At 45.4% G+C, this 20,335-nt stretch carries 17 protein-coding genes and 1 other RNA gene; 12 read left to right on the forward strand and 6 right to left on the reverse strand.

Annotated features, from left to right (window positions below; genetic code table 11):
* Nucleotides 1–69: 69 nt before the first annotated feature.
* Entirely contained in the window at nt 70–816 is a 747-nt protein-coding gene (locus QT974_RS09485; protein ID WP_333468256.1) for a dienelactone hydrolase family protein, read from the forward strand.
* Between the two features lie 159 nt (nt 817–975).
* Nucleotides 976–1,875, forward strand: a complete 900-nt coding sequence (locus tag QT974_RS09490; RefSeq protein ID WP_333468257.1) for a S1 RNA-binding domain-containing protein — start codon at nt 976–978, stop codon at nt 1,873–1,875.
* Between the two features lie 249 nt (nt 1,876–2,124).
* Here QT974_RS09490 and QT974_RS09495 read toward each other — a convergent pair whose 3' ends face one another.
* Nucleotides 2,125–4,359 carry a GumC family protein gene (locus QT974_RS09495; RefSeq protein WP_333468258.1) on the reverse strand — a complete coding sequence of 745 codons (2,235 nt, stop codon included), beginning with the start codon at nt 4,357–4,359 and terminating at the stop codon, nt 2,125–2,127.
* Nucleotides 4,360–4,765: 406 nt separating this feature from the next.
* A complete protein-coding gene (locus QT974_RS09500) occupies nt 4,766–5,011 on the reverse strand; it encodes a hypothetical protein (protein WP_333468259.1) in 246 nt (81 codons plus the stop codon).
* Between the two features lie 379 nt (nt 5,012–5,390).
* Between QT974_RS09500 and QT974_RS09505 the strand changes: the two genes are divergently transcribed.
* A complete protein-coding gene (locus QT974_RS09505) occupies nt 5,391–6,746 on the forward strand; it encodes an O-antigen ligase family protein (protein ID WP_333468260.1) in 1,356 nt (451 codons plus the stop codon).
* Nucleotides 6,747–6,979: 233 nt separating this feature from the next.
* Here QT974_RS09505 and QT974_RS09510 read toward each other — a convergent pair whose 3' ends face one another.
* Together QT974_RS09510 and purD are read right to left on the reverse strand one after the other, a co-directional pair.
* Entirely contained in the window at nt 6,980–9,145 is a 2,166-nt protein-coding gene (locus tag QT974_RS09510) for an ATP-binding protein (RefSeq protein WP_333468261.1), read from the reverse strand.
* A gap of 362 nt (nt 9,146–9,507) precedes the next feature.
* Nucleotides 9,508–10,791, reverse strand: a complete 1,284-nt coding sequence (gene purD, locus QT974_RS09515; protein WP_333468271.1) for a phosphoribosylamine--glycine ligase — start codon at nt 10,789–10,791, stop codon at nt 9,508–9,510.
* A 334-nt stretch (nt 10,792–11,125) separates the two neighbouring features.
* Here purD and QT974_RS09520 point away from each other — a divergent pair, with 334 nt between their 5' ends.
* Nucleotides 11,126–12,445 carry a 5-(carboxyamino)imidazole ribonucleotide synthase gene (locus QT974_RS09520; RefSeq protein ID WP_333468262.1) on the forward strand — a complete coding sequence of 440 codons (1,320 nt, stop codon included), beginning with the start codon at nt 11,126–11,128 and terminating at the stop codon, nt 12,443–12,445.
* A 50-nt stretch (nt 12,446–12,495) separates the two neighbouring features.
* Nucleotides 12,496–12,683: non-coding RNA, 6S RNA (ssrS, locus tag QT974_RS09525), on the forward strand.
* Between the two features lie 235 nt (nt 12,684–12,918).
* On the opposite strand, the gene QT974_RS09530 is transcribed toward ssrS, so the two are convergent.
* On the reverse strand, nt 12,919–13,521 hold the full coding sequence (locus QT974_RS09530; protein WP_333468263.1) for a hypothetical protein: 603 nt from the start codon (nt 13,519–13,521) through the stop codon (nt 12,919–12,921).
* A gap of 92 nt (nt 13,522–13,613) precedes the next feature.
* On the opposite strand from QT974_RS09530, the gene QT974_RS09535 reads away from it, so the two are divergent.
* Nucleotides 13,614–14,216 (forward strand): hypothetical protein, encoded by a 603-nt coding sequence (locus QT974_RS09535; RefSeq protein WP_333468264.1) that lies wholly within the window; start codon nt 13,614–13,616, stop codon nt 14,214–14,216.
* A gap of 222 nt (nt 14,217–14,438) precedes the next feature.
* Here QT974_RS09535 and QT974_RS09540 read toward each other — a convergent pair whose 3' ends face one another.
* Complete coding sequence (locus tag QT974_RS09540) at nt 14,439–15,275, reverse strand: oxidoreductase (protein ID WP_333468265.1); 837 nt, start codon at nt 15,273–15,275, stop codon at nt 14,439–14,441.
* Nucleotides 15,276–15,401: 126 nt separating this feature from the next.
* Here QT974_RS09540 and rpmI point away from each other — a divergent pair, with 126 nt between their 5' ends.
* The 6 genes from rpmI to QT974_RS09570 all read left to right on the forward strand — a co-directional run bounded on the left by rpmI (nt 15,402) and on the right by QT974_RS09570 (nt 20,187).
* Nucleotides 15,402–15,599 carry a 50S ribosomal protein L35 gene (rpmI, locus tag QT974_RS09545; protein WP_332992762.1) on the forward strand — a complete coding sequence of 66 codons (198 nt, stop codon included), beginning with the start codon at nt 15,402–15,404 and terminating at the stop codon, nt 15,597–15,599.
* Between the two features lie 19 nt (nt 15,600–15,618).
* Nucleotides 15,619–15,975, forward strand: coding sequence for a 50S ribosomal protein L20 (rplT, locus tag QT974_RS09550; protein ID WP_333468266.1), 357 nt, complete (start codon nt 15,619–15,621; stop codon nt 15,973–15,975).
* A gap of 270 nt (nt 15,976–16,245) precedes the next feature.
* Nucleotides 16,246–16,776, forward strand: a complete 531-nt coding sequence (locus QT974_RS09555; RefSeq protein WP_333468267.1) for a tetratricopeptide repeat protein — start codon at nt 16,246–16,248, stop codon at nt 16,774–16,776.
* A gap of 239 nt (nt 16,777–17,015) precedes the next feature.
* Complete coding sequence (locus tag QT974_RS09560; protein ID WP_333468268.1) at nt 17,016–17,393, forward strand: response regulator; 378 nt, start codon at nt 17,016–17,018, stop codon at nt 17,391–17,393.
* Nucleotides 17,390–17,998, forward strand: coding sequence for a chemotaxis protein CheC (locus tag QT974_RS09565; RefSeq protein ID WP_333468269.1), 609 nt, complete (start codon nt 17,390–17,392; stop codon nt 17,996–17,998). The genes QT974_RS09560 and QT974_RS09565 overlap by 4 nt, the downstream gene beginning before the upstream one ends.
* Nucleotides 17,995–20,187: a sensor domain-containing diguanylate cyclase gene (locus QT974_RS09570; protein ID WP_333468270.1), complete on the forward strand. Its 2,193-nt coding sequence runs from the start codon at nt 17,995–17,997 to the stop codon at nt 20,185–20,187. Before QT974_RS09565 ends, QT974_RS09570 begins: the two co-directional genes overlap by 4 nt.
* Nucleotides 20,188–20,335: the final 148 nt, after the last annotated feature.

A 20,335-nucleotide genomic window follows, 5' to 3' on the forward strand; every position in this document is an offset into this window, starting at 1 on the left:
TTGGCGCCTTCGCGGTTCGTTAAAAAAAATCTCATTCACCAATGAAATATAATTGTACTAAAATTAACTATGCCTAACCCAGAAATTCGCACAGCTAAGGTCACAATTCCCAACGGAGATTTGCAAATCGCGGCTTACCTAGCCCAACCCGCCACAACAGGGCAATTTCCCGCTGTTATCGTGATTCAAGAAATCTTTGGCGTTAACGCACACATCCGCGAAGTTACAGAAAGAATAGCAAAGGAAGGATATGTGGCGATCGCCCCAGCCATTTACCAGCGCCAAGCCTCCGGCTTTGAAACCGGCTACACGCCCGAAGATATTAAAATCGGCAGAGAATACAAAGAACAAACTACCGCATCCCAACTGCTGAGCGACATCCAAGCCGCCATCGATTACCTCAAAACTTTACCATCTGTCAAGCAGCAAGGTTTTGGCTGTATCGGTTTCTGCTTTGGCGGACACGTCGCCTACCTCGCGGCGACTTTGCCCGAAATCAAGGCTACAGCGTCGTTCTACGGGGCCGGTATCGCCACTCTCACTCCCGGGGGCGGATCTCCCACGCTCGATCGCACAGCGGACATTAAAGGCACTCTCTACGCCTTTTACGGCACTCAAGACGCTAGCATTCCCAAAGAACAAGTTGACCAAATTGCAGCAGAATTGGAAAAACACAGAATTCCTCACCAAATTTTCCAGTACAATGCGGAGCATGGCTTTTTCTGCGACCATCGCGGCAGTTTCGACGCTACCGCAGCAGCCGAATCGTGGGTGCAGGTGAAGCAGCTATTTCAACACGAACTTCAACCAGCTTAGAGAGTGGAAGATGAGATAGAGGAGAGAGAGGAGGAGAGGGGGAGAGTGGGAGAGTGGGGGAATATCTTCCTTCTTGCTTCAACAACTGACAACTGACAACTGTCAACTGACAACTGACAACTGACAACTAATTTACTGATAACTGACAACTAAACTGACATGAATTCCAAATCTACAGGTTCTCAAAGCGCAAAAGCATCTTTTTCAATGGATGATTTTGCTAAAGCCCTCGAACAGCACAATTATGAGTTCCAGAAGGGACAAGTAGTGCGCGGCAAAGTGTTCGAGTATGACTCAAATGGCGCGTATGTTGATATCGGCGGCAAGTCTTCGGCTTTTTTGCCGATCGAAGAGGCTGCTTTGAGAACGGTAACGGATTTGTCGGAAGTGGTTCCGCTAGACGAGGAACGGGAATTTTTAATTATCCGCGAACAAGATGCAGACGGTCAAGTTACTCTGTCTCTGAAACAGTTACAAATTCAGCAAGCTTGGGAAGATTTGGTGGCTTTGCAGGAAACTGGTAAAGTGCTTCAGGTTCGGGTTTCTGGGGCGAATAAGGGCGGCGTGACGGTGGATGTTGAGGGAATGCGCGGTTTTATTCCCCGATCGCACTTAGCCCAACGCGATAACATAGAATCGCTGATTGGTCAATCTTTGACGGTGAATTTCTTGGAGGTCGATCGCGAGCGAGAAAAACTCGTGCTTTCCCAACGGATGGCCGCTCAATCGAATGCCTTCAGTCAGTTGCAAATAGGTCAATTAGTAGAAGGAACAGTCAGCAGTATCAAGCCTTTTGGCGTGTTTGTGGACTTGGAAGGAGTTAGCGGTTTGCTTCATATCAAGCAAGTCAGCCAAAAATATATTGAGAACCTCGGACAAGTTTTTACTCCTGGCCAACCCCTGAAGGCCGTGGTGCTTGACCTCGATGAAAGTCGCGGCCGCATTTCGCTTTCTACTCGGGTACTCGAAAATTATCCAGGGGAAATGGTCGATAAAATGGCGGATGTCATGGATACCGCAGAAGAGCGATCGGAACGCGCTAGAAAGACTGTTTCTTAAGTCTCGATCTAATTGCTACCCCGACTTTTTTAAGAAGTCGGGGCTCTAACACAGCGATGTTTTACGTTTAATTAGGTTGATTTACCGATCGGGCATTTTAGAGCGTGGGCGATCGAATCCAATAAGATTGGATCGATGGTGCCCGCGCAAGTCCGCAACATGAGAGCGGAGTTTCGGGCGCACTACAAACTGAAAACTTTAACTCCCAAATTGTCTGACACTTTCCGGCAATTATCTAACTCCCTTTCATTATATTTTGACCCCATTAGCTACTACTCCAAATACTTTAAAATCTGCGATGTTTAGTTGATATAGGGCTTTGTTTATCAGCTCGCGATTAGTTGCTTCTATTTTTACTATCAGTACGGTACCGTTAGTTTGAGAAGCTAATAAATGACCGTCAGCTAAACCAATTAAAGCAGGCGTATCGTAAATTACTAAATCAAATAACGTTAGGAATTGTTCCATTAAATAGTGCATCTTTCTGGAAGAAAGTAATTTAATTGGATCGGGAGGGATCGTACCAGCGGTAAGCACAAAAAGATTTTCATCGTCTGGGACTTGCTGAATGACCTCATTTACACTTAAATCAGAGGTCAAAGTATTACTTAAACCTCTAGCATTTGAGATGTTAAGGTATGCGTGCAGTTGAGGCGATCGCATATTAGCGTCTACCAGTAATACTCGTTTACCCACAGCCGAAGCAGTCTTAGCTAAATAAACTGCTACCGTGGACTTACCCTCACCTTTCACGGTCGAAGTAATTGTTAAAGAATTTATCGGCTCTTGGGCACTTAATAACTGAATGTTTGTGTATAAGTAGTGAAAGGCTTCTGTCAAAGGGAAGTTTTTGTCATTTGACGCTATGATTCGTCTTATGGTGGGGCTGTTAGTCGTGGAACTTACGCTAGTGAATTTAGCAGCAGCCATTGCGCCTCGACGAGATTTGATTTTCATTGCTTTGGCGATCGGTATTACACCCAACAGCGGACATTTCGTTGCCGATCTAATTTCTTCGGGAGTATGGAAAACAGTATGCAAAACTTCTACTAGGAAACCTACAGCAAGACCGAGCAAACTGCTAATCACGAATGCGATCGCTAAGTGGCGCTTGGTTGGTTTTGGTTTTACTACATTGGGAGCACCACTCTCGTCTCTGACTAATTCTGGCTTAGATAGAACTTTCCAAGAGTCATTAATTTGACCGCTGTCTAGCTGTAAAGTTTTTTGTTTCCCTAGGAACAGTTTAAGATTATCTCGAGCTATTTCTAGTTCTAATTGTATGTCTTCATAGCGACGTTGAGCGTCCGGCATTAAAATTAGTTTGTCTTTCAGGAGTTTTTGGTTGTTATACAGCACCCGCTGGCGAGATTGCAACTGTTGTATCTGTGCATTCATCTGAAACAAAACAGATTTAGCTTCTCTTTGCATTAAATCACGCAAACTTTGTTGTTTTTTCCGCAAAGATTTTATGGGAAGGCTATCTTCATAATATTGTGTAGAGTTTAAAGCTACTTGCGACTCTATATCATTTACTCTCCCCATTAAACTTTCATAAGCCTTAGGGCTAATCTCAACAATCCAACGATTATCGCCTCTGACAGATCGTTGTTCGTAGGTTTCATACAGTTGCTTGTTTTGTGCTAGCTGTGATTCCACTTCTACGAGCTGATTAGCTAAGTTATTTATCTGATCGGATAGAAGGCGACTACCTACATCTGGCTGATTAAAATTATACTTGGTTCTTAATGTTTGCAATTCGTTTTGCAATTTATTTACTTTTTGTTGCATTTCGGGGACTTGCTTGTTGATAAAATCAAGACCTCGATTGTTCAACTTCAAGCGCTCTTTTGTCATATATTCTAGGTAATATTTTAAAGTTTCTTCAAGTACATCTTTGATGCGTATTGAGTCTCGATCGCGGTAACTAATTTCCAATAATTTAGTTCCCGCCTCCTTGCCATCTTGCACGAAGGTAATTCGCTGAATATTTAATTGGTTGTAAAGTTTATTGTAATCTAATTTGGGATATTTTTTTTGCAAACTGTAAAACAACGGTGCTAGCACTTCCGGGCTTTTTAGAACCCGCGTTAAACTTTGATAGTCAACAGAGTAATTGTCTTGTGCAGAAGATTTAATTTTGCTCAATTCTGTCAGACCTAAACTATTATTCTGAGCTTGGACATAGAGCTTTAGTAGCTGATCGTCAGATGTAACAGGTTCTACTAAAACAGTACATTTTCCTTCGTACTCAGAAATCATTTTTTTCGCATTCAATAGAATTAAACTACCAGTCATAGCAGCTATAGTTGCAGCTACCGCGACCATCACCAGGGCGCGACGTTTGAGTACAGCCAGTACCCAGTTCATATCAAGAACTTGGTCATCGTCTTCTGGGTTACTAGCTAGGTAATTAGTGGAAGAGCCAGACAGATAGTGACCGTTTATGTCATTTTTGGAGAAAGGAAACTGTTTTTTATCCATAACACAAAGGTGATTTTTTGTTGATTATTGATCGATCAAAGGTACAAATCTTATTTATTTAGTAAAAACGATAGTTTTACCAAATAGCAGTGTTAATTTTGTCGCGATCGCTGCATTTTTTCAAGCTATCAGTATAAATCTATCATTGTTTTGAATAAGTGGGTTGGTTTGACCGCCAATTCTTTGATTTAAATTCATTGTACTTGAACCTGCGAGCTAGAAAGATGAGAAGTTAGCCAAATTATTTCGACAAATCTATTAGAGTTAGCGTTACTTTGTTTGAGAACACCAGCACTGATAATTTGTTTATTTAAGAAGTAGTATTAGGAAGTAGTCTGAACCTTAGGAGCATTGACTTGTGCGATCGCGCTTTTGTGCAGGTTCGCAACAGCCAAACTAGAAGTAACTAGAACAAAAAAAACACCCTGAGTCCGTAGCCATCTCTGTCCGAACACAAATCGTCTGCCTTCTGGTAGTATACTATCTTAAAAGGTACGTAAATAGGCGTAAATATTTTTTTGTGCTTAAGTAACACAATGTAAAGCGACCGTCCCCACAGCAATTGCTTTCCGATCCAGAAACCGATTGCTAATGTTTCACTGGCTTTTGACTGCCCGTGCAAGTAGAGCAGCCCGAAAATATATATAGTCATTGCTAGGGTAACTGATTAATTCGCTTTTGGTTGTGACAGCTTTATATTTTGTTACTTAGGAAACATCTATTTGTACCTAAATAATTAATGTCTGACTCATCTAGTTCTCTGGTTCTAATCGTACCTAAGCTTTAGAGTCTCCCGGCAAAAATTATATCTTCTCTACTAAGCTGCGATCGTAAATCTCAATTTTCATATTGTCTCCACCACTGAGAGCGCAGTCAGTATTAATGCTTATTGTGAGTAAGCTGGACTGAGCGAGTTTGGTTGAAGGGAAGCCAAAGCAACACCAGCTTTGGTCGCAGCGAGTCGCAGGTGTCAAGCAGCAAGGATCGGTAATTCGATCCGTAGCAACAAATTTGACTGTCGAGGTAAAGTGATGAAAGAAATTTTAAAGGTTCCGATGTTTGCGTTTATGCTGTTGTGTGTCGCGGCGATGGCTTTTATAACTGTTTATATTTTAGTTGCCCGCGATCGCAAATTTGCTGCCAGATTAGAAAAAATTTTTGTGGGCATACTCTTTTTTAGTATCACCAGTAGCTCTGGAGTTACGCCCCAGATTTTTCAGAAAATCCATCCTAGCATTTTTTTGAACTCACAAACCACAGCACCAACTATTGTCGGTCAACTTGTCATTTATTCCGGCATGATTCTACTTTTATTTCCTCGATTAAATAAAACTACCAAAAATTTCGTTAATGCCTGTATAAAATGGATTGTAGGAGATAGTTTTTTTTGTTTGTTTTTGTTGATGATGACTTTATCTCCCTTGTGGTCACAAACTCCCGAACTGAGTTTTCGGGCTGTTTTGACTCTCTGGGGCATCACCCTGGTTTCTATCTATGTAGGAAAACAATACAGTTGGGCCGAAATTTATGGATTGTTGAGATGGCTGAGTTGTTTATTAGCTGTGTGGGGAGTAGTCCAAAAAAATCCCTCGTCAGACGGCTGCTGGACGGGAATTTTAAGCCATAAAAATCCTTTTTCTTTTCAAATGGCTAACACTGCTTCTTTATGGATTTTATATGCGGTCAAAGAAAAGAAATATCGATATTTTTCATTATTGATAACTCTCATAGCTTTAATAGGATTGCAAAAAGGTTGTAGTGGTGCTAGTAGAATTCTGACGGTGATATTAATCAGTTTTTGGGTTTATTTGTCTTTGTTAAAAAGATTGCCTATCAGGTGGGCTTTTTTCTGCTTTATTTTATTTTTGGTAGGCAGTATATGTATTAGTATTATAGTGTTAAATAATTTAGAGGCTATTGTTGTGGATGGTTTAAAAAAAGATATGACTTTAACCGGGAGGACAAATTTTTGGCCTTTAATTATCGATCGCATTAATGAGAAAAGTCCCATATTTGGTTATGGAATGGCGGGATTTTGGCAATCTTCGCGGGGATTGGAAGACCCAGCTTACGGCATTATAGACATTAAATCTGGTTTTGTGCCGCCCCACTCTCACAATGGTTTTATTGATATACTTTGCGAACTGGGTTGGGGCGGATTGTCGTTGTTCTTTTTATCATTTATTAATAATATATTTAGAGGTATCAAGTGCCTGATTAAAGAAGATTTTCCCGAGTCAGCTTTGCCTTTGTATCTATTAACGTTTATGCTAATGACTAATTTGACAGAGGGGGGATTTTTGGCGATTGGTACTTATTGGTGTTTTTATGTAGTTTTATCGGTAAAGTTGAGTTGGGACACGAATGCTAGGGATAGTCAATACTGACGATGTTAGGATTTTGTGATTTCCCACTGTCAGGATGTTTCAGTGCGATTCCCTACGGTTGGGGCTTCGCACGCGCGTACTTTTGAGTCTCCAGTCCCATAAGATTAGTTTTATTGCGGGTAATTGACGGGAGATAACAAAACTATAATTTACACAACCATGGGATTAACAAATGCAATTACGAGGGATTTACTGGCCTATGCTAGGGGGAGAAGGCTGTGGGTAACTTTTGTTTAGTTAACATGACTCGAAATTGTTTCACTCTCCACCTGTGCTTCCACCGACCAAGCATTTTCCATCTCTAGTGTTTGTTTAGGCTGATAAACCGCCAAGTCGAACCAGAAAGTCGTACCCGCGTTAACTTCGCTAACTAAATTAATTTTAGTGTGGTGCTTGTCAATAATGTTTCTGACAATCGAAAGACCTAATCCGGTTCCTTCTAAAGTGTGAACTCGGTTTTCTACCCGGAAAAAGCGATCGAAAATTGCTTGTTGGTCTTCGGGATCTATGCCAATCCCAGTATCAGAAATTTCGATCCGCACCACGGGAAAATGGTTGTAATTCGGTGACAAGTTGTGGTTCCCGGATGCGCCCTCTTCGCGGGCGGGCGCTTGCGATTCTAGCAAATACGCTCGAATTGCTACCTTGCCGCCAGACTCGGTAAATTTTAAGGCGTTTCCGACTAAATTTGCAAATACTTGCAGCAGCAAATCGTAATGACCTAACGCAGGTGGCAAACACGGGTCAACTTCTTGCTCTAATTCGATGCCTTTATCTTTGGCATTTAACTGATAAGTCCGCAGGGTTTGTTCCACTGCTTGTGGCAGGTCAACTGCGTCTAATTGATAAATTCGGCAGGATTCTAGGCGCGACAAGTCTAGCACGTCGTTGACTAAACGGGTGAGGCGATCGGTTTCTCGATTGGCGATTTCTAGGAATTCCCGGCGCTCGCTTTCTTGCAAGTCTTCTCCGTATTCGTAGAGAGTTTCAATAAAAGATTTTATATTAAATAAAGGCGTTCTCAATTCGTGAGAAACATTGCTGATAAAATTGCTTTTTGCCTCATTTAGTTCGACTTCGCGAGTGATGTCTTGTACTGTCATCGCAATGCCTTTGAGACTTTCCCGGTACTGTCCGGAACCTTGATGTTTGGATGTTTGCTCGTAGAAAGTACACTCGATCGCCATCGGGCGTTGCGACTCGGTGCAGGTATTTTCCTCTTCACGCACGCAGCTTTTGCACAGGGGTTCGGCGCCCGGGGCTTTGTGAAGAATTACCGTGGTTAGCAGAATCCGAATTGTACGGTTGACAGGTTCGCTCAGAGTAATGCGAAATTCGCCTCCTTCGCGATCGCCCGCTGCTATTTCGTGCAGAGGTCTTGCTAGCTCCCGCTGCACTTCCGCGGGTAAAATGTTGACGACGTTGACTCCGAGGGCGTTTTTACCTTCCCAGCCAAAAATCCGCAGACCTGTTGGGTTGACCAAAATCACTTGCAAATTAGCATCCAGCAACAGCGCCCCGTCAGCAATAGTTGAAACCAAAGTTTCTAGCTTGGCTTTTTCGGCTGTCAACTCTTCTATATTTTGTTCTTCATAACTTTCTAGTTTCTGGGCCATTTCGTTAAAACTGCCGATCAACTCGCCCAATTCTCCCCCTAAAGGCAGGTCAACTCGCTGCTTAAAATTCCCGCCAGCGATATTTTTGACCCCTAAGACTAATTGTTTGATCGGGTGAGTAATTGTTAGGGCATTAAATACAGCGCCCAAAATTACCATCACCCAAATGGTGACAAATACTGCTAAAGTGACATCCCTTGTCAGATTTGAAGAGATAACTGCTGCGGGATTTGGGTTAATGCCGATCGCCAAAACACCTAAATATTTGTCCTCGTGAATTAGCGGCACAAATACGTCGGTAACTTCTCCGTCTGGTGTCAAGTGCTGCCGCACCAAAGGCAAAGAAGTCAAATTTCTCGCTTCAATATCGGCGATAAAATTATCAGGGAGTTTAATTTGGCGGCGCAGCGTCAGGGAAGTACGGACTTCGGATTCGGAGAAGGGTATCCCCAGGAAAATATCTCCTGCTTCGTCGGCGTACAGCATATAGCGGACGCTGGATGTGCTGCTGTAAAATTGGCGGGAAAAACGGGCAACTTCGGAGCGATCGTTTTTGGCAATCAGCGGCGCCACATTTGCCGCCAACAGCAGGCCGAGGTCGCGACCGTAGCGAGTATCGTTAAGTCGAGCGTCTAGCTGGATAGTATTCACGGCCCAGAATGTCAGGCCACTCATAATTAACGACACTACGAGGGTAGCACCGGCCATCAGGCGGGTCTGGAGGGTAAAATCAGACCACCAGCGGGCAATAATTTCTCCGATTTTGTTTAGTATGGCCAGCATTTCACCAGTTCAATATTAAAAGCAAGATTAAGTAGAAGTCATTCGTCATTCGTCAATGGTCGTTTTAGCCCCCCCGAGCGACTTGTCCCCCCGTAGCCGAAGTCGGTCGTTGGGTGGTCATTGGTGATTGGTAATTAGTCATTAGTCATCAGGAAGAAGGAAAGAAGAAGATATACACAGAATTTTTTTTAGCGATCCGTATTGTACGTTTAATTAGGTAGATTTGCTTAATAGAGTTTTTGGTCGATCGAATTTTGTGCTGCGACTTCTGGGTTACCGCCACCGCAGATGTGCCAAACTTCATTGTTACACTTCTAATTTCAGATTGCTTGGCTTGCCAGTGGCGGGCGATGTCGAAATTCCTAATTTTTTTCTGCCAAAGCCCGACGGCCGATATCGCGGCGGGAGTATACCCCTTCAAATTGGATGCAATCAACTGCTGCATAAGCTTTGGAAATAGCTTGTTCCAAAGTTTCACCCGTAGCTGTGACGCCCAAAACGCGGCCGCCGTCAGTAACCAATTGCTGCTGCTTCAACTGAGTGCCGGCGTGAAACACGTCTGCACCTTTGGCTTCGGCTTCCTCGATACCTGTAATAACTTTGCCTTTTTGGTAATTTCCCGGATAGCCCCCAGAAGCCAAAACTACGCAAACAGAAGCCCCCGACTTCCAACGAATATTAGAATATTCACCGAGACGCTGCTGACAGCAAGCGAACACCAAATCTTCTAAGGGAGTTTCCAAGAGGGACAAAACGGCTTGAGTTTCGGGATCTCCGAAACGACAGTTAAATTCTAATACTGTGGGTTCTCCTTCGCTGTTAATCATTAAACCTGCGTAGAGGACGCCCCGGTAGTCGATGTTGCGTTTTTGCAGCGCTGCGAGGGTAGGTTCGAGAATTTCTGCTTGAATCCTCTCCATGAGTTCTGGGGTAACAATTGGCGCCGGGGCGTAGGCTCCCATACCGCCTGTGTTTGCTCCCTTGTCGCCTTCGCCGATGGCTTTGTGGTCTTGGGCCGGCAGCAGGGGTTCTACGGTAATGCCATCCGTGAGGGCGAGAATCGAGACTTCTTGACCAGTTACAAATTCTTCGACTACGACTCGGATGTTGTCGGTGCCGAACTCCCCTCGGAAAATGGTGTTGATGGCGCTGTGAGCCATTTTGACGGTGGTGGCAACGGTGACTCCTTTGCCTGATGCGAGTCCGTCTGCTTTGATAACTATGGGCGCTCCTTGTTCCACAACGTATGCTTTAGCTGCTTCTGCGCCTGTAAATACGGCAGCTTTGGGTGTTGGGATGCCTGAAGAGAGCATCAATTCTTTGGCCCAAGATTTGCTGGATTCTATTTGGGCGCCGGCTTTGTTGGGGCCGAAAATCATCAGTTTTCGCTGTTGGAAGTAGTCAACGATGCCTAGCGATAGCGGCAATTCTGGGCCGACAATCACTAATCCGATGTTGTTGACCATCACAAAGCGTTCGATACCTTGGAAGTCGTCGATGTTGAGCGACAGATTTTGACAGCCTTTTGTGCTAGCTGTGCCGCCGTTACCCGGTACGCAGAATACTTGTTTAACCCGCGTAGATTCTAGCAATTTTTTGGCGATCGCGTGTTCGCGACCTCCGTTCCCCACAACCAAAACTTTCACAGCATCCTCACCTATAACTTTTGTTCTCTGAATGGCTGATTTTCCGTCTTTGCACCTGTCTGCTTGTTGCAGTGCCCTCAATTATGCCATGCTTGGCGCGACGGAATTGCTAGATGTGGCACTTTTCTCGATGAGTCAGGCTCGATCGCTTTTTCCCAACGCCTCGGAGCGTGCAATAATTAAAGACTTTCGCCGCCAATTTTTTCGAGGTTCGGTCTCGATTTAATCCTGCAATTAAAACTATTTTTTCGCTGTTGACTGGGCAATTAATGTCATTAATTGTGGTACAAATAGCGGTAAAATAGGTTGGTTGACTTTGCGGATTTTTACTCATATGAAATCAAATCAAACCGCTGCAAGTTCCTCTGCCAAATTTAAGCGGGTGGGCGTGGTTGGCGGCGGCCAGCTAGCAGGGATGATGGGGGATGCTGCTAGGGCGCTGGGTATTGAATTGGTGGTGCAAACTCCTCATGCTACTGACCCGGCTGTTTCTGTTGCTGCGGGTGCTGTTTTGGCTGCTGTTGATGATGTTTTGGCTACGGCTCATTTGGCAGATGGCTGCGATGTTGTTACTTTTGAAAATGAGTTTGTGGATTTGGATGGTTTGCGTATTCTCGAACAGCAAGGTGTGTTATTTTTGCCGAGCTTGTCGTCCCTTTCTCCTTTGTTAGATAAGTACGTGCAGCGCTGTTATTTACAAGATTTGGATTTGCCAACTCCCAGGTTTTGGGCGCCGGAGGATCTGGCCCAATTGCACTTAGATTCGTTACCCGAATCCCCTGGAAGGCAAATTAGATCGCAGGGTGTGGGGGATGCACCCTGCTCGGGAGAAGTGGCGATCGACAATCCGGCAATTTCTGTTTCCGACAGCAGACACATAGAACAAAACTCGGATTCTGGGCCGAGAGATTTTCCCTTTGTCGTCAAAGTTCGCCGCCACGGTTACGACGGCCAAGGTACTTTTATTGTTAAGGATCGCGAGAGTTTGGAGTCAATTAGCGCTACACTTAAAGGCCAGTCTTTGCTAGTGGAAGAGTTTGTGCCGTTCGATCGCGAGTTGGCTGTGATTGCGGCGCGATCGGCAACTGGGGAAATAGCGATTTACCCGATCGTCGAAACTCAGCAGCAAAATCAGGTTTGTCGCCTAGCGATTGCCCCTGCGGATGTTAGTTTAGATGTCAAAAGTGAAGCTGAGGCGATCGCCCGCACTCTGCTCAACAGCTTGGAAGCTGTCGGCGTATTCGGCATTGAATTATTTTTAACCGCCGACAATAAGCTGTTAGTCAATGAAATTGCCCCCCGCACCCACAACTCGGGACATTTCACTATCGATGCTTGCGAAACTTCACAATTTGAACAGCATTTGCGCGCGGTTTGTCAACGGCCTTTAGGCAATTGCGATCTCAAATGTGCAGGTGCTGTGATGGTAAATTTGCTGGGTTACGAGTCGGCGGAGTCCGATTATTTAGAAAAACGAAAACAACTGGCACAAATCAGTGGTGCTTTTGTACATTGGTATGGTAAGAAAGTATCCCGTCCGGGCCGGAAACTGGGTCACGTTACTGTCCTGTTCGACGGGGACTTGGGGGAGAATGAAGGAAAGTCGGCTAGTGCGATCGCTCAAACCGTAGAATCCATCTGGTATTCAACTTAAATTGCTCGGAGCTTGCCAAAATCTGGTTAGTTGGTATATATTAAATAAAGGTTCTACTGCGACGTTGGTGACTGCCAATAATGTTTTTTTGATCTATAACTCTTAACTCTCGGGAATCAAGATGTTTGGACAGCAGTAAACTGGGCTTGTACCCAGAAACTTTAAGTCCGAGCCAACGGTGCCCACCTGGTAAAATACCAGGTCAAAAGCTGAGGTAAGACGGCGTTGCGGGGAGCCATTAAAATATTGATTGAGATAGGCGCTATGAAATATGGCTAGCCTATTTTTTTTATTGGGCATTGGGCATTGGGCATTGGGCATTGGGAATTGCGAATTGCGAATTGCGAATTGCGAATGGGTTACTGATTATGAGTTTCGATCGCAAATAACAAATAAATACTGACTACTCAATGCTAACTGCTGACTAATGACTAATGACCAATGACTACTGACTACTGACTACTGACTTCTTCTCAACCTTCCCGTACCATCCAGACAAGCATCGACAAAATTGTCTCGACAGGAGGAAACGGATAATCACTGACATCAATAGTAACAACTTGCCCTTCGAGTTTCATAAATCTCCAAGCAGTGCCGGTAGTTACTGAACCGTAAATAATCGGAATTGGGTTATTGTTAATTTCATTAAATCTTTGAGCCGCCACCATTTCAGCGATGCACTGCCCCAAACCGCTGTTAATATTATCTCGTTTCGCTTCTACTAACACAATGGCTGGTGCTTCTATTTCAAATTGTTCAGGAGAGCGGCTGATTAAAAAATCGCAAACTCCGTTTAATCCCGCTGCGGTATCGACTGTGAAATCAGTGCCAGAAAATACGCTAATTTGACGGTTCAGCAACCGTTTGACTTCCAAAAGTGCGGGAGCGATAATTAGTTCTGATTTAGCTTTTTCGGTTCCTACGGCGATCGCCCAAGGCACTGTATCTGCCAACAAACCTGCTAAAATGGCACTAGGGGCGATCGGTTCGAGTTCCGGCAAAAAGCGCCCGCCTTCAACTGCGGTCAATCCGAAGCTTTGCTTGACCTTTCGCAGTGTAAAATCGCTGTATGCCATGATTTTTCAATTTAACCAGAAATGTGCGCATTGCGCACCCTACCTTTGTTGAACTATTCATAAAATCATATCAATAAAATCGGTAATTTTCAATGTCCTACAGCGAATTCACACTCAAAAAAGCTAAACGAGATTTTGGCTTAACAACAGTAGAAGCAGGCCGATTTTTGCCACCAACCGAACCCATCGAGCCTAGTGTATATTTGACTGAATCGCTAATTGAAGGATTGCCGCTCGCTACAGCGACGGGTTCAGAAAAAGCGCGCTCGGAACTGATTATTAGTCCTATTTTAGTCGAAGTCCGCAAGATTTTACAGCGGCAAGTGAGTCTATTTTCGGGAGAAGATTTTACCGTAGAGCCGGAATTGGGATTGAGCGGAGTTTGCGATTTTTTAATCAGTCGCTCTCCCGAACAAATATTAATCGAAGCACCAGCAATTGTAATTGTTGAAGCGAAAAAAGCCGATTTAAAAGTAGGATTGGGACAGTGCGCGGCCGAAATGGTGGCGGCTCAAAAGTTTAATGAAATCAACAATATTGCGATCGGCACAATCTACGGAAGTGTCAGCAGCGGTACTGTTTGGAGATTTTTGAAGTTGGAGGCAAAAACTCTGACAATTGACCTCAATGACTATCATGTGCCGCCTGTGGAACCGTTGCTGGGGATGTTGGTTTGGATGGTTCGCGATGGTTAGGGCGATCGGCTTTAAGAAATCAGGACACGGCAGTGCCGTTTCCCTACAATATTATTTTCGGTAGGGAAACGGCGCTGCCGTGTCCTCTATATCATTTTTGCGATTAATTTGTTGTACAAATCAGGATCTTTAGACTGTAGCGGTTGAAGCATCGCATCAAATCTGCTTCTTCTGCCTCCATATAAGCATCGATTTCAGTACGATTGGCTCAGATGCACCTTCCTACTGCCGTGATGCTGCTTGTTTTATGATGAATCGCATAAAGCGATCCATCATAGCGTCACTCGCAAACTTGCGAAATGTAACGAAGAACTTAGCTCCACTTCCTGCTGCATATCGTGCTTTCGGTTTCTCTGCTTTGAGGGCTTTTGATATTGTATTTGCAATCACTTCGGGTTCAGAAGCAACCTTCTCATCATTGCTGAGCGCTAATAATTTTGCTCCAGTTTGAGCCGCCTTTGCATAGGCAGTATGACCGGATATCCGTATCAATTTTTCGATCGCAATCGAACCCCATTCCGTTCTAATTGGTCCCGGTTCAACAATGATTACGTCAATCCCAAAAGGTTCAAGTTCAAGTCTAAGACAATCACTGAGTCCTTCCACAGCAAACTTGCTGGCGTGATACCAACTTCCAAGCGGTTCGTAGATTTTGCCGCCCACAGATGTAATATTGACAATTTTTCCAAACGACTGTTCGCGCATCTGTGGGAGCACTAACTGTGTCAGCCTTCCCAGTCCAAAAACATTGATTTCAAATTGATTTCTTGCCTCTTCCATCGGAATATCTTCTAGAGCACCGTAAGAACCGTATCCAGCATTGTTGATTAAGATGTCGAGTCTGCCACATTCACGAATGATACGATCGACTCCCGATTTCATCGATCCGTCTTGAGTGACATCCAATTCAATAATTTTTGCACCTCTGGCTTCTAGGTGTTTCAATTTATCGATGCTTCGTGCAGATGCGTATACGCAGTAGCCATCCTCAAGTAGTTTCTCAGTCGTCGCCTTACCGATTCCACTTGAAGTACCTGTAATTAGAACTGTTTTCATCATTTTCACGCTCCCTATGCCCCGATCGTAACCGATCGCCCATCCCGCAAATCCAGCACGCAAATCCAGCTTGCAGAAAGTACCACAAACGTGATACCGTTATAGCTTGTGTCCAAATAACACCAGTCCATGCCCAAACTCAAAACTCGCAAAGCAGCCGCAAAGCGCTTTAGAGCGACCGGCACAGGTAAAATTGTGCGTCGCAAAGCTTACAAAAGCCACTTGCTCTCTCACAAAAGTTCAGCTCGCAAAAGTCGCTTGTCTAAATTGGTCGTCATTGACGAAACCAACGACGGTAACGTGCGGTTAATGCTTCCATACTTGTAAAGTTTAACGGTAATCAACGATGACACGGGTAAAACGCGGTAATGTCGCCAGAGCGCGCCGCAAAAAAATTCTCAAATTAGCCAAGGGATTCCGAGGCGCACAGTCCAAACAGTTCCGCACAGCTAACCAACGGGTGATGCAGGCTCTGCGTAACGGTTATCGCGATCGCAAAAAACGCAAACGCGATTTCCGCCGCCTGTGGATTGCTCGGATCAATGCTGCATCGCGCCAACACGGCACGAGCTACAGCAGATTGATCGGCAACATGAAGAAGGCAAATATCGAAATCAACCGCAAAATGCTGGCACAAATGGCAATCATTGACCCGGCAACCTTCGGTAAAGTCGTGGAAATGGCCAATCGAGCCTCCGTGTGAAAGCTCGATCGGGCTTGATAATGAAGAAAGCAGAGGTAAGAAAGATTTAACTATCTGCCAGAGAAGGAAAACTCCCGATCAATTTAGGAGATTTAGACCAAGTTTCCTTCTTTGTTCTTACTTCTGGATTCTTGTTTTTTTGGAAATAGCGATATAATTAGTCGATCGCCATTTTCGTGCTTTTTATACCGTTGCATAGGCAAATCTCAAGGATTGCTAGTGCATTAAAATAAATAAAACCTTCCACAGACCACCTAATTTAAAAAAAACATGGATACTAAATTGCTGGTTATTTACATATCAGTCCTGCTGACTATACTAGGCAGCACTTCCTGGTTTATTGTGCGCCAGATTCTCAAAACTCGCAAGATCGAAATGTCTCTGGAACGCTTAGAAAATAAACTGACTACAGAAAAAGGAACTGTAGAGGAATACTACGAATTGGGAAGTATCTACGTAGACAAGAAACTTTACTCCCAGGCGATCGTACTATTTCAAAAAGCCCTGAAAAGCAAAGAGTTAGAAGGCGAAGAAGATCTAGCTGTTCTTTACAACGCCCTGGGTTTTGCGCACTTCGGCCAAGAACAGTACGACATCGCGATCCGCCAGTACAAAGAAGCCTTAAAGTTGCAGCCACAATACGTTACATCTCTCAACAACCTGGGTCATGCCTACGAGCGCAAGAAATTAACAGCTCAAGCCTTGGAAATATACGAACAAGCTCTCACCTACGATCCTGAGAATGCCACGGCTAAAGGGCGAGTAGAGTCTCTCAGGAAGCGTTTGGTAATTTATAATTGAGCGCCGATGTTACGAGAAATACAGCAGATCCCGCAAACCTGGTTTCATTGAGAAACCGGGTTTTTTCTTCTGATGGTCAAAGATACTAAACTATCGAACACCTTAATGCGTTAGTTTTTAAGAACAGGAATTCGGCTAGATATCGATCGCACGCTGTGCTAACAGTTTAAACTACTGTCAAGATAAAAGTAGTACGTGCAGCGCCGGTTCCTACTAAACAATTGAAGGAGGAGAACGTAGTGACATCAATTCTCGTTGTCGAAGATTCGTGGCTGACTCGCAGGGTAATCTGCAAAATCCTGCGAGCAGAAGGATACGAGACTTGGGAAGCATCGAGCGGCCCGGAAGCTCTGGAACTGCTGGCCACTAAAACCCCAAACTGTATGCTCTTAGATTTGCTGATGCCAGAAATGGAAGGTCGGGAAGTCCTGCAAGCCATGCGCGATAGAGAATATAAAATTCCAGTCATCGTCATAACCGCAGACATTCAATCCACCACCAAATCAGAGTGCATGGAACTTGGAGCCCTGGCAGTCATTCACAAAATGCCCAACTCAGACGAACTGATCGGGTGGATCAAAAAAGCTCTCAGTGCCAGCGAGGAGAGCGCCCCATGAAATTAAGTGCTCGACAGCTCGATGCTTTGCAGGAACTCGTCAACATCGGGATCGGTCAAGCAGCAGGGATTTTGAACGACATGATCGAATCTCCCATTCGCTTGCAAATCCCCTACCTCCAAATCCTGTCTCCAGCGGACGTGCAAGCAGAATTAGAGCAGCACCTCAACGGCGAACAAATCGCCGCCGTCCAGCTCAAATTTACTGGTTCCTTTGGCGGTATTGCCCAGCTAGTCTTTCCTACCAACAGCGCGGCCATGCTGGTGACGATGCTGACAGGGGAAGAAGTCGGAACTCACGACCTAGATTCAGTGAAAATTGGTACCCTGAGTGAAGTGGGAAATATTGTAATCAATGGGGTCATGGGTGCCATCAGCAACGTACTTCAGCAGCGGCTGAACTACTCAATTCCCAATTATACCGAAGGGACGATCGCCACTTTACTGACATCTGGCGGTTTGTCTGCTGATACAGTTGTGTTATTAGCCCAGACCCGCTTCATTATTGAAAAGCTTCACATTCAAGGAGATATCATCCTCATTTTCAATGTCAGTTCCTTTGACGCCTTGTTGACTGCGATCAATCAACTTGCCGGGGGTCTATGATCGAGGAGAGCAAAACTATTGAGGAAAAGTTTGGAGTTCTAGACAGCGTACCAGTGGGCGCGTGCCTGTTGCGAGATGATTTTGTGGTGCTGTTTTGGAATACCTGTCTCGAAGACTGGACGAAAATTGGGCGCGAGCAAATGTTGGGAACCAAGATCACAACTCATTTTCCTCACCTGAGCCAGCTCAAGTACGCAAATCGCTTCCAGCAAATCTTTGCAGGAGGCCCGCCAACAATTTTTTCTTCTCAAATTCACAAGCACTTGATTCCGGCAACTTGGCAAGACGGTCAGCAGCGCATCCAGCAAACTACGGTGACGGCTGTGCCTGCACTTTCACCGGGCCCTGCTGCATGGGAAATTGTTGGCTTGATTCGATCGACTTTAGAGTTGGAACCAGAAGCTATGGTGCGACAAGCAGAAGGTTTTGATGCCGAGCAACCCGCAAACTTTCGGAGTTCATCGCCTTACGGCTTTGTGGGAGCAAACTTCCAATCTTTTTACGCGCTGTTGGTGATCCAAGACGTAACCGACCTCACTCACCGCATCCAAGCTTACCGCACGATGCGCGATCAGGCCTTGGAAGAAGTGAAAGTGCGCCAGCGGGTGGAGGAAGAATTGCGCGAGAGCCAGCATTTCATCCAGCAGATTGCTGACGCAGCCCCTTATTTGCTTTACATTTACGACTTCACACAAGGGCGCAACGTCTACGTCAACGGTCAAGCTTCTAAATTGCTGGGCTACACTCCGGAAGAAATTTTACAGATGCAAACTGCTTTGTACTCGAGTTTGGTCTACCCAGAAGATTTAGAAAGAGTGTCGGCGCACCTGCAAAAATTTACCTCGGCCCTAGACGGACATATCTTGGAGTTGGATTATCGGCTCAAACACCGATCGGACGAATGGCGCTGGTTTCGCTGTCGCGATCAAGTGTTCGCCCGCACAGCCTCCGGAGAGCCAAAACAAATTTTTGGCACCGCTCAAGATATTACCGAGTACAAGCGCGCAGAAGAGGCGCTGCGGCAGCAAAACGAACGGGAACTGCTGATGGCGACAATTACTCAGCACATTCGCCAATCTCTGGATTTGGGCGAAGTGCTCAGCACGACTGTCAACGAAGTACGCCAGTTTCTTCAAGCCGATCGAGTGATGATTGTCCGCTTCAACCCCTGTACGGGGAGTCTCTGCGCCGCACCCGCCACGGGGGCGGTGACAGTGGAATCTGTAGCACTCAATTGTCGGCCGATGCTGGGAGAAACCCTGGAAAATTTCTGTTGTGACGATTTCTATATCGAAGCGTACCAACATCGGGCGATCCGACCGATCGCCGATGTCTCAGCAGCCGATTTACCGCAAGATCAAATTGACTTGCTGGCAGAATTTGAGGTGAGAGCTTACTTGGTAGTACCGCTAGTGCAAGGGGAGGACTTGTGGGGGTTGCTGATGGCGCACCAGTGCAGTCCCCGCCAGTGGATGCAGTTGGAAGTCGAGTTGCTGTCGAATCTGGCGGCCCAGTTGGCGATCGCCATCAAGCAAGCAGAACTCTACCAGCAGTTACAAGCAGCCAACCTCAAGTTAGAACGCTTGGCAACTTTAGACGAACTCACGCAGCTAGCAAACCGCCGCCGCTTCGATCAGTATTTAGAAATGGAGTGGCGCAGACAAGCCCGGGAACAAACGCCTCTATCCCTGATTCTGTGCGATATTGATTCTTTTAAAAGTTATAACGATACCTACGGCCACCCAGGGGGAGACGAATGTTTGCGGCAAGTCGCCGGGGCGATCGGCAATGCAATCAATCGCCCCGCTGATTTAGTAGCTCGCTACGGAGGCGAAGAATTTGCCGTGATTTTGCCGAATACCGCGATTCAAGGCGCCGTACTCGTAGCCGAACACATACAACTCAAAATCTCCGCTTTGCAGCTTCCTCACGGTGGTTCTCAGGTGAGCCAGTACGTCACTGTCAGTCTGGGCGTAGCGAGTGTAGTTCCTGCATCTGAATCCCCACCCTCGATTCTGATTGCCGCAGCCGATCGAGCGCTGTACGTCGCCAAAGATGCAGGGCGCGATCGTATCCAAGTTTACCAGGCAGACCCTACCACAACCAAGACCAACGGCATAGCTCCTCCCCTGCGCCCGGTTGACTTGTACCGGCCCAATACTAATTTCCCCTCACCCACAAGCGCTTGACCGAAAAACGAGACGCAAGCCCCTGGCTTCAGACACGAGTCCAAGTCGGCAGCGGTTTCAACCGTTTTCTTGATTATTTACATATTAAGGCAGAGTATTATAAAACTTCATTAAGTTTGTAAGCAGTAGTAAGCAACGGTAGTATCAT

It is taken from the genome of Microcoleus sp. BM001215392, assembly GCF_036700185.1.
In the GTDB taxonomy this organism is placed as follows: Bacteria; Cyanobacteriota; Cyanobacteriia; order Cyanobacteriales; family Microcoleaceae; genus Microcoleus.

Excerpts from the sequence above, each read along its gene's own strand:
- QT974_RS09505 (WP_333468260.1), top strand. The coding sequence starts at position 5,391 with ATGAAAGAAATTTTAAAGGTTCCGATGTTTGCGTTTATGCTGTTGTGT.
- QT974_RS09520 (WP_333468262.1), top strand. The coding sequence starts at position 11,126 with ATGAAATCAAATCAAACCGCTGCAAGTTCCTCTGCCAAATTTAAGCGG.
- QT974_RS09555 (WP_333468267.1), top strand. The coding sequence starts at position 16,246 with ATGGATACTAAATTGCTGGTTATTTACATATCAGTCCTGCTGACTATA.
- QT974_RS09500 (WP_333468259.1), bottom strand. The coding sequence starts at position 5,011 with ATGACTATATATATTTTCGGGCTGCTCTACTTGCACGGGCAGTCAAAA.
- QT974_RS09565 (WP_333468269.1), top strand. The coding sequence starts at position 17,390 with ATGAAATTAAGTGCTCGACAGCTCGATGCTTTGCAGGAACTCGTCAAC.
- QT974_RS09535 (WP_333468264.1), top strand. The coding sequence starts at position 13,614 with ATGTCCTACAGCGAATTCACACTCAAAAAAGCTAAACGAGATTTTGGC.
- QT974_RS09570 (WP_333468270.1), top strand. The coding sequence starts at position 17,995 with ATGATCGAGGAGAGCAAAACTATTGAGGAAAAGTTTGGAGTTCTAGAC.
- QT974_RS09495 (WP_333468258.1), bottom strand. The coding sequence starts at position 4,359 with ATGGATAAAAAACAGTTTCCTTTCTCCAAAAATGACATAAACGGTCAC.
- QT974_RS09540 (WP_333468265.1), bottom strand. The coding sequence starts at position 15,275 with ATGATGAAAACAGTTCTAATTACAGGTACTTCAAGTGGAATCGGTAAG.
- rplT (WP_333468266.1), top strand. The coding sequence starts at position 15,619 with ATGACACGGGTAAAACGCGGTAATGTCGCCAGAGCGCGCCGCAAAAAA.
- rpmI (WP_332992762.1), top strand. The coding sequence starts at position 15,402 with ATGCCCAAACTCAAAACTCGCAAAGCAGCCGCAAAGCGCTTTAGAGCG.
- QT974_RS09485 (WP_333468256.1), top strand. The coding sequence starts at position 70 with ATGCCTAACCCAGAAATTCGCACAGCTAAGGTCACAATTCCCAACGGA.
- QT974_RS09510 (WP_333468261.1), bottom strand. The coding sequence starts at position 9,145 with ATGCTGGCCATACTAAACAAAATCGGAGAAATTATTGCCCGCTGGTGG.
- QT974_RS09530 (WP_333468263.1), bottom strand. The coding sequence starts at position 13,521 with ATGGCATACAGCGATTTTACACTGCGAAAGGTCAAGCAAAGCTTCGGA.
- QT974_RS09490 (WP_333468257.1), top strand. The coding sequence starts at position 976 with ATGAATTCCAAATCTACAGGTTCTCAAAGCGCAAAAGCATCTTTTTCA.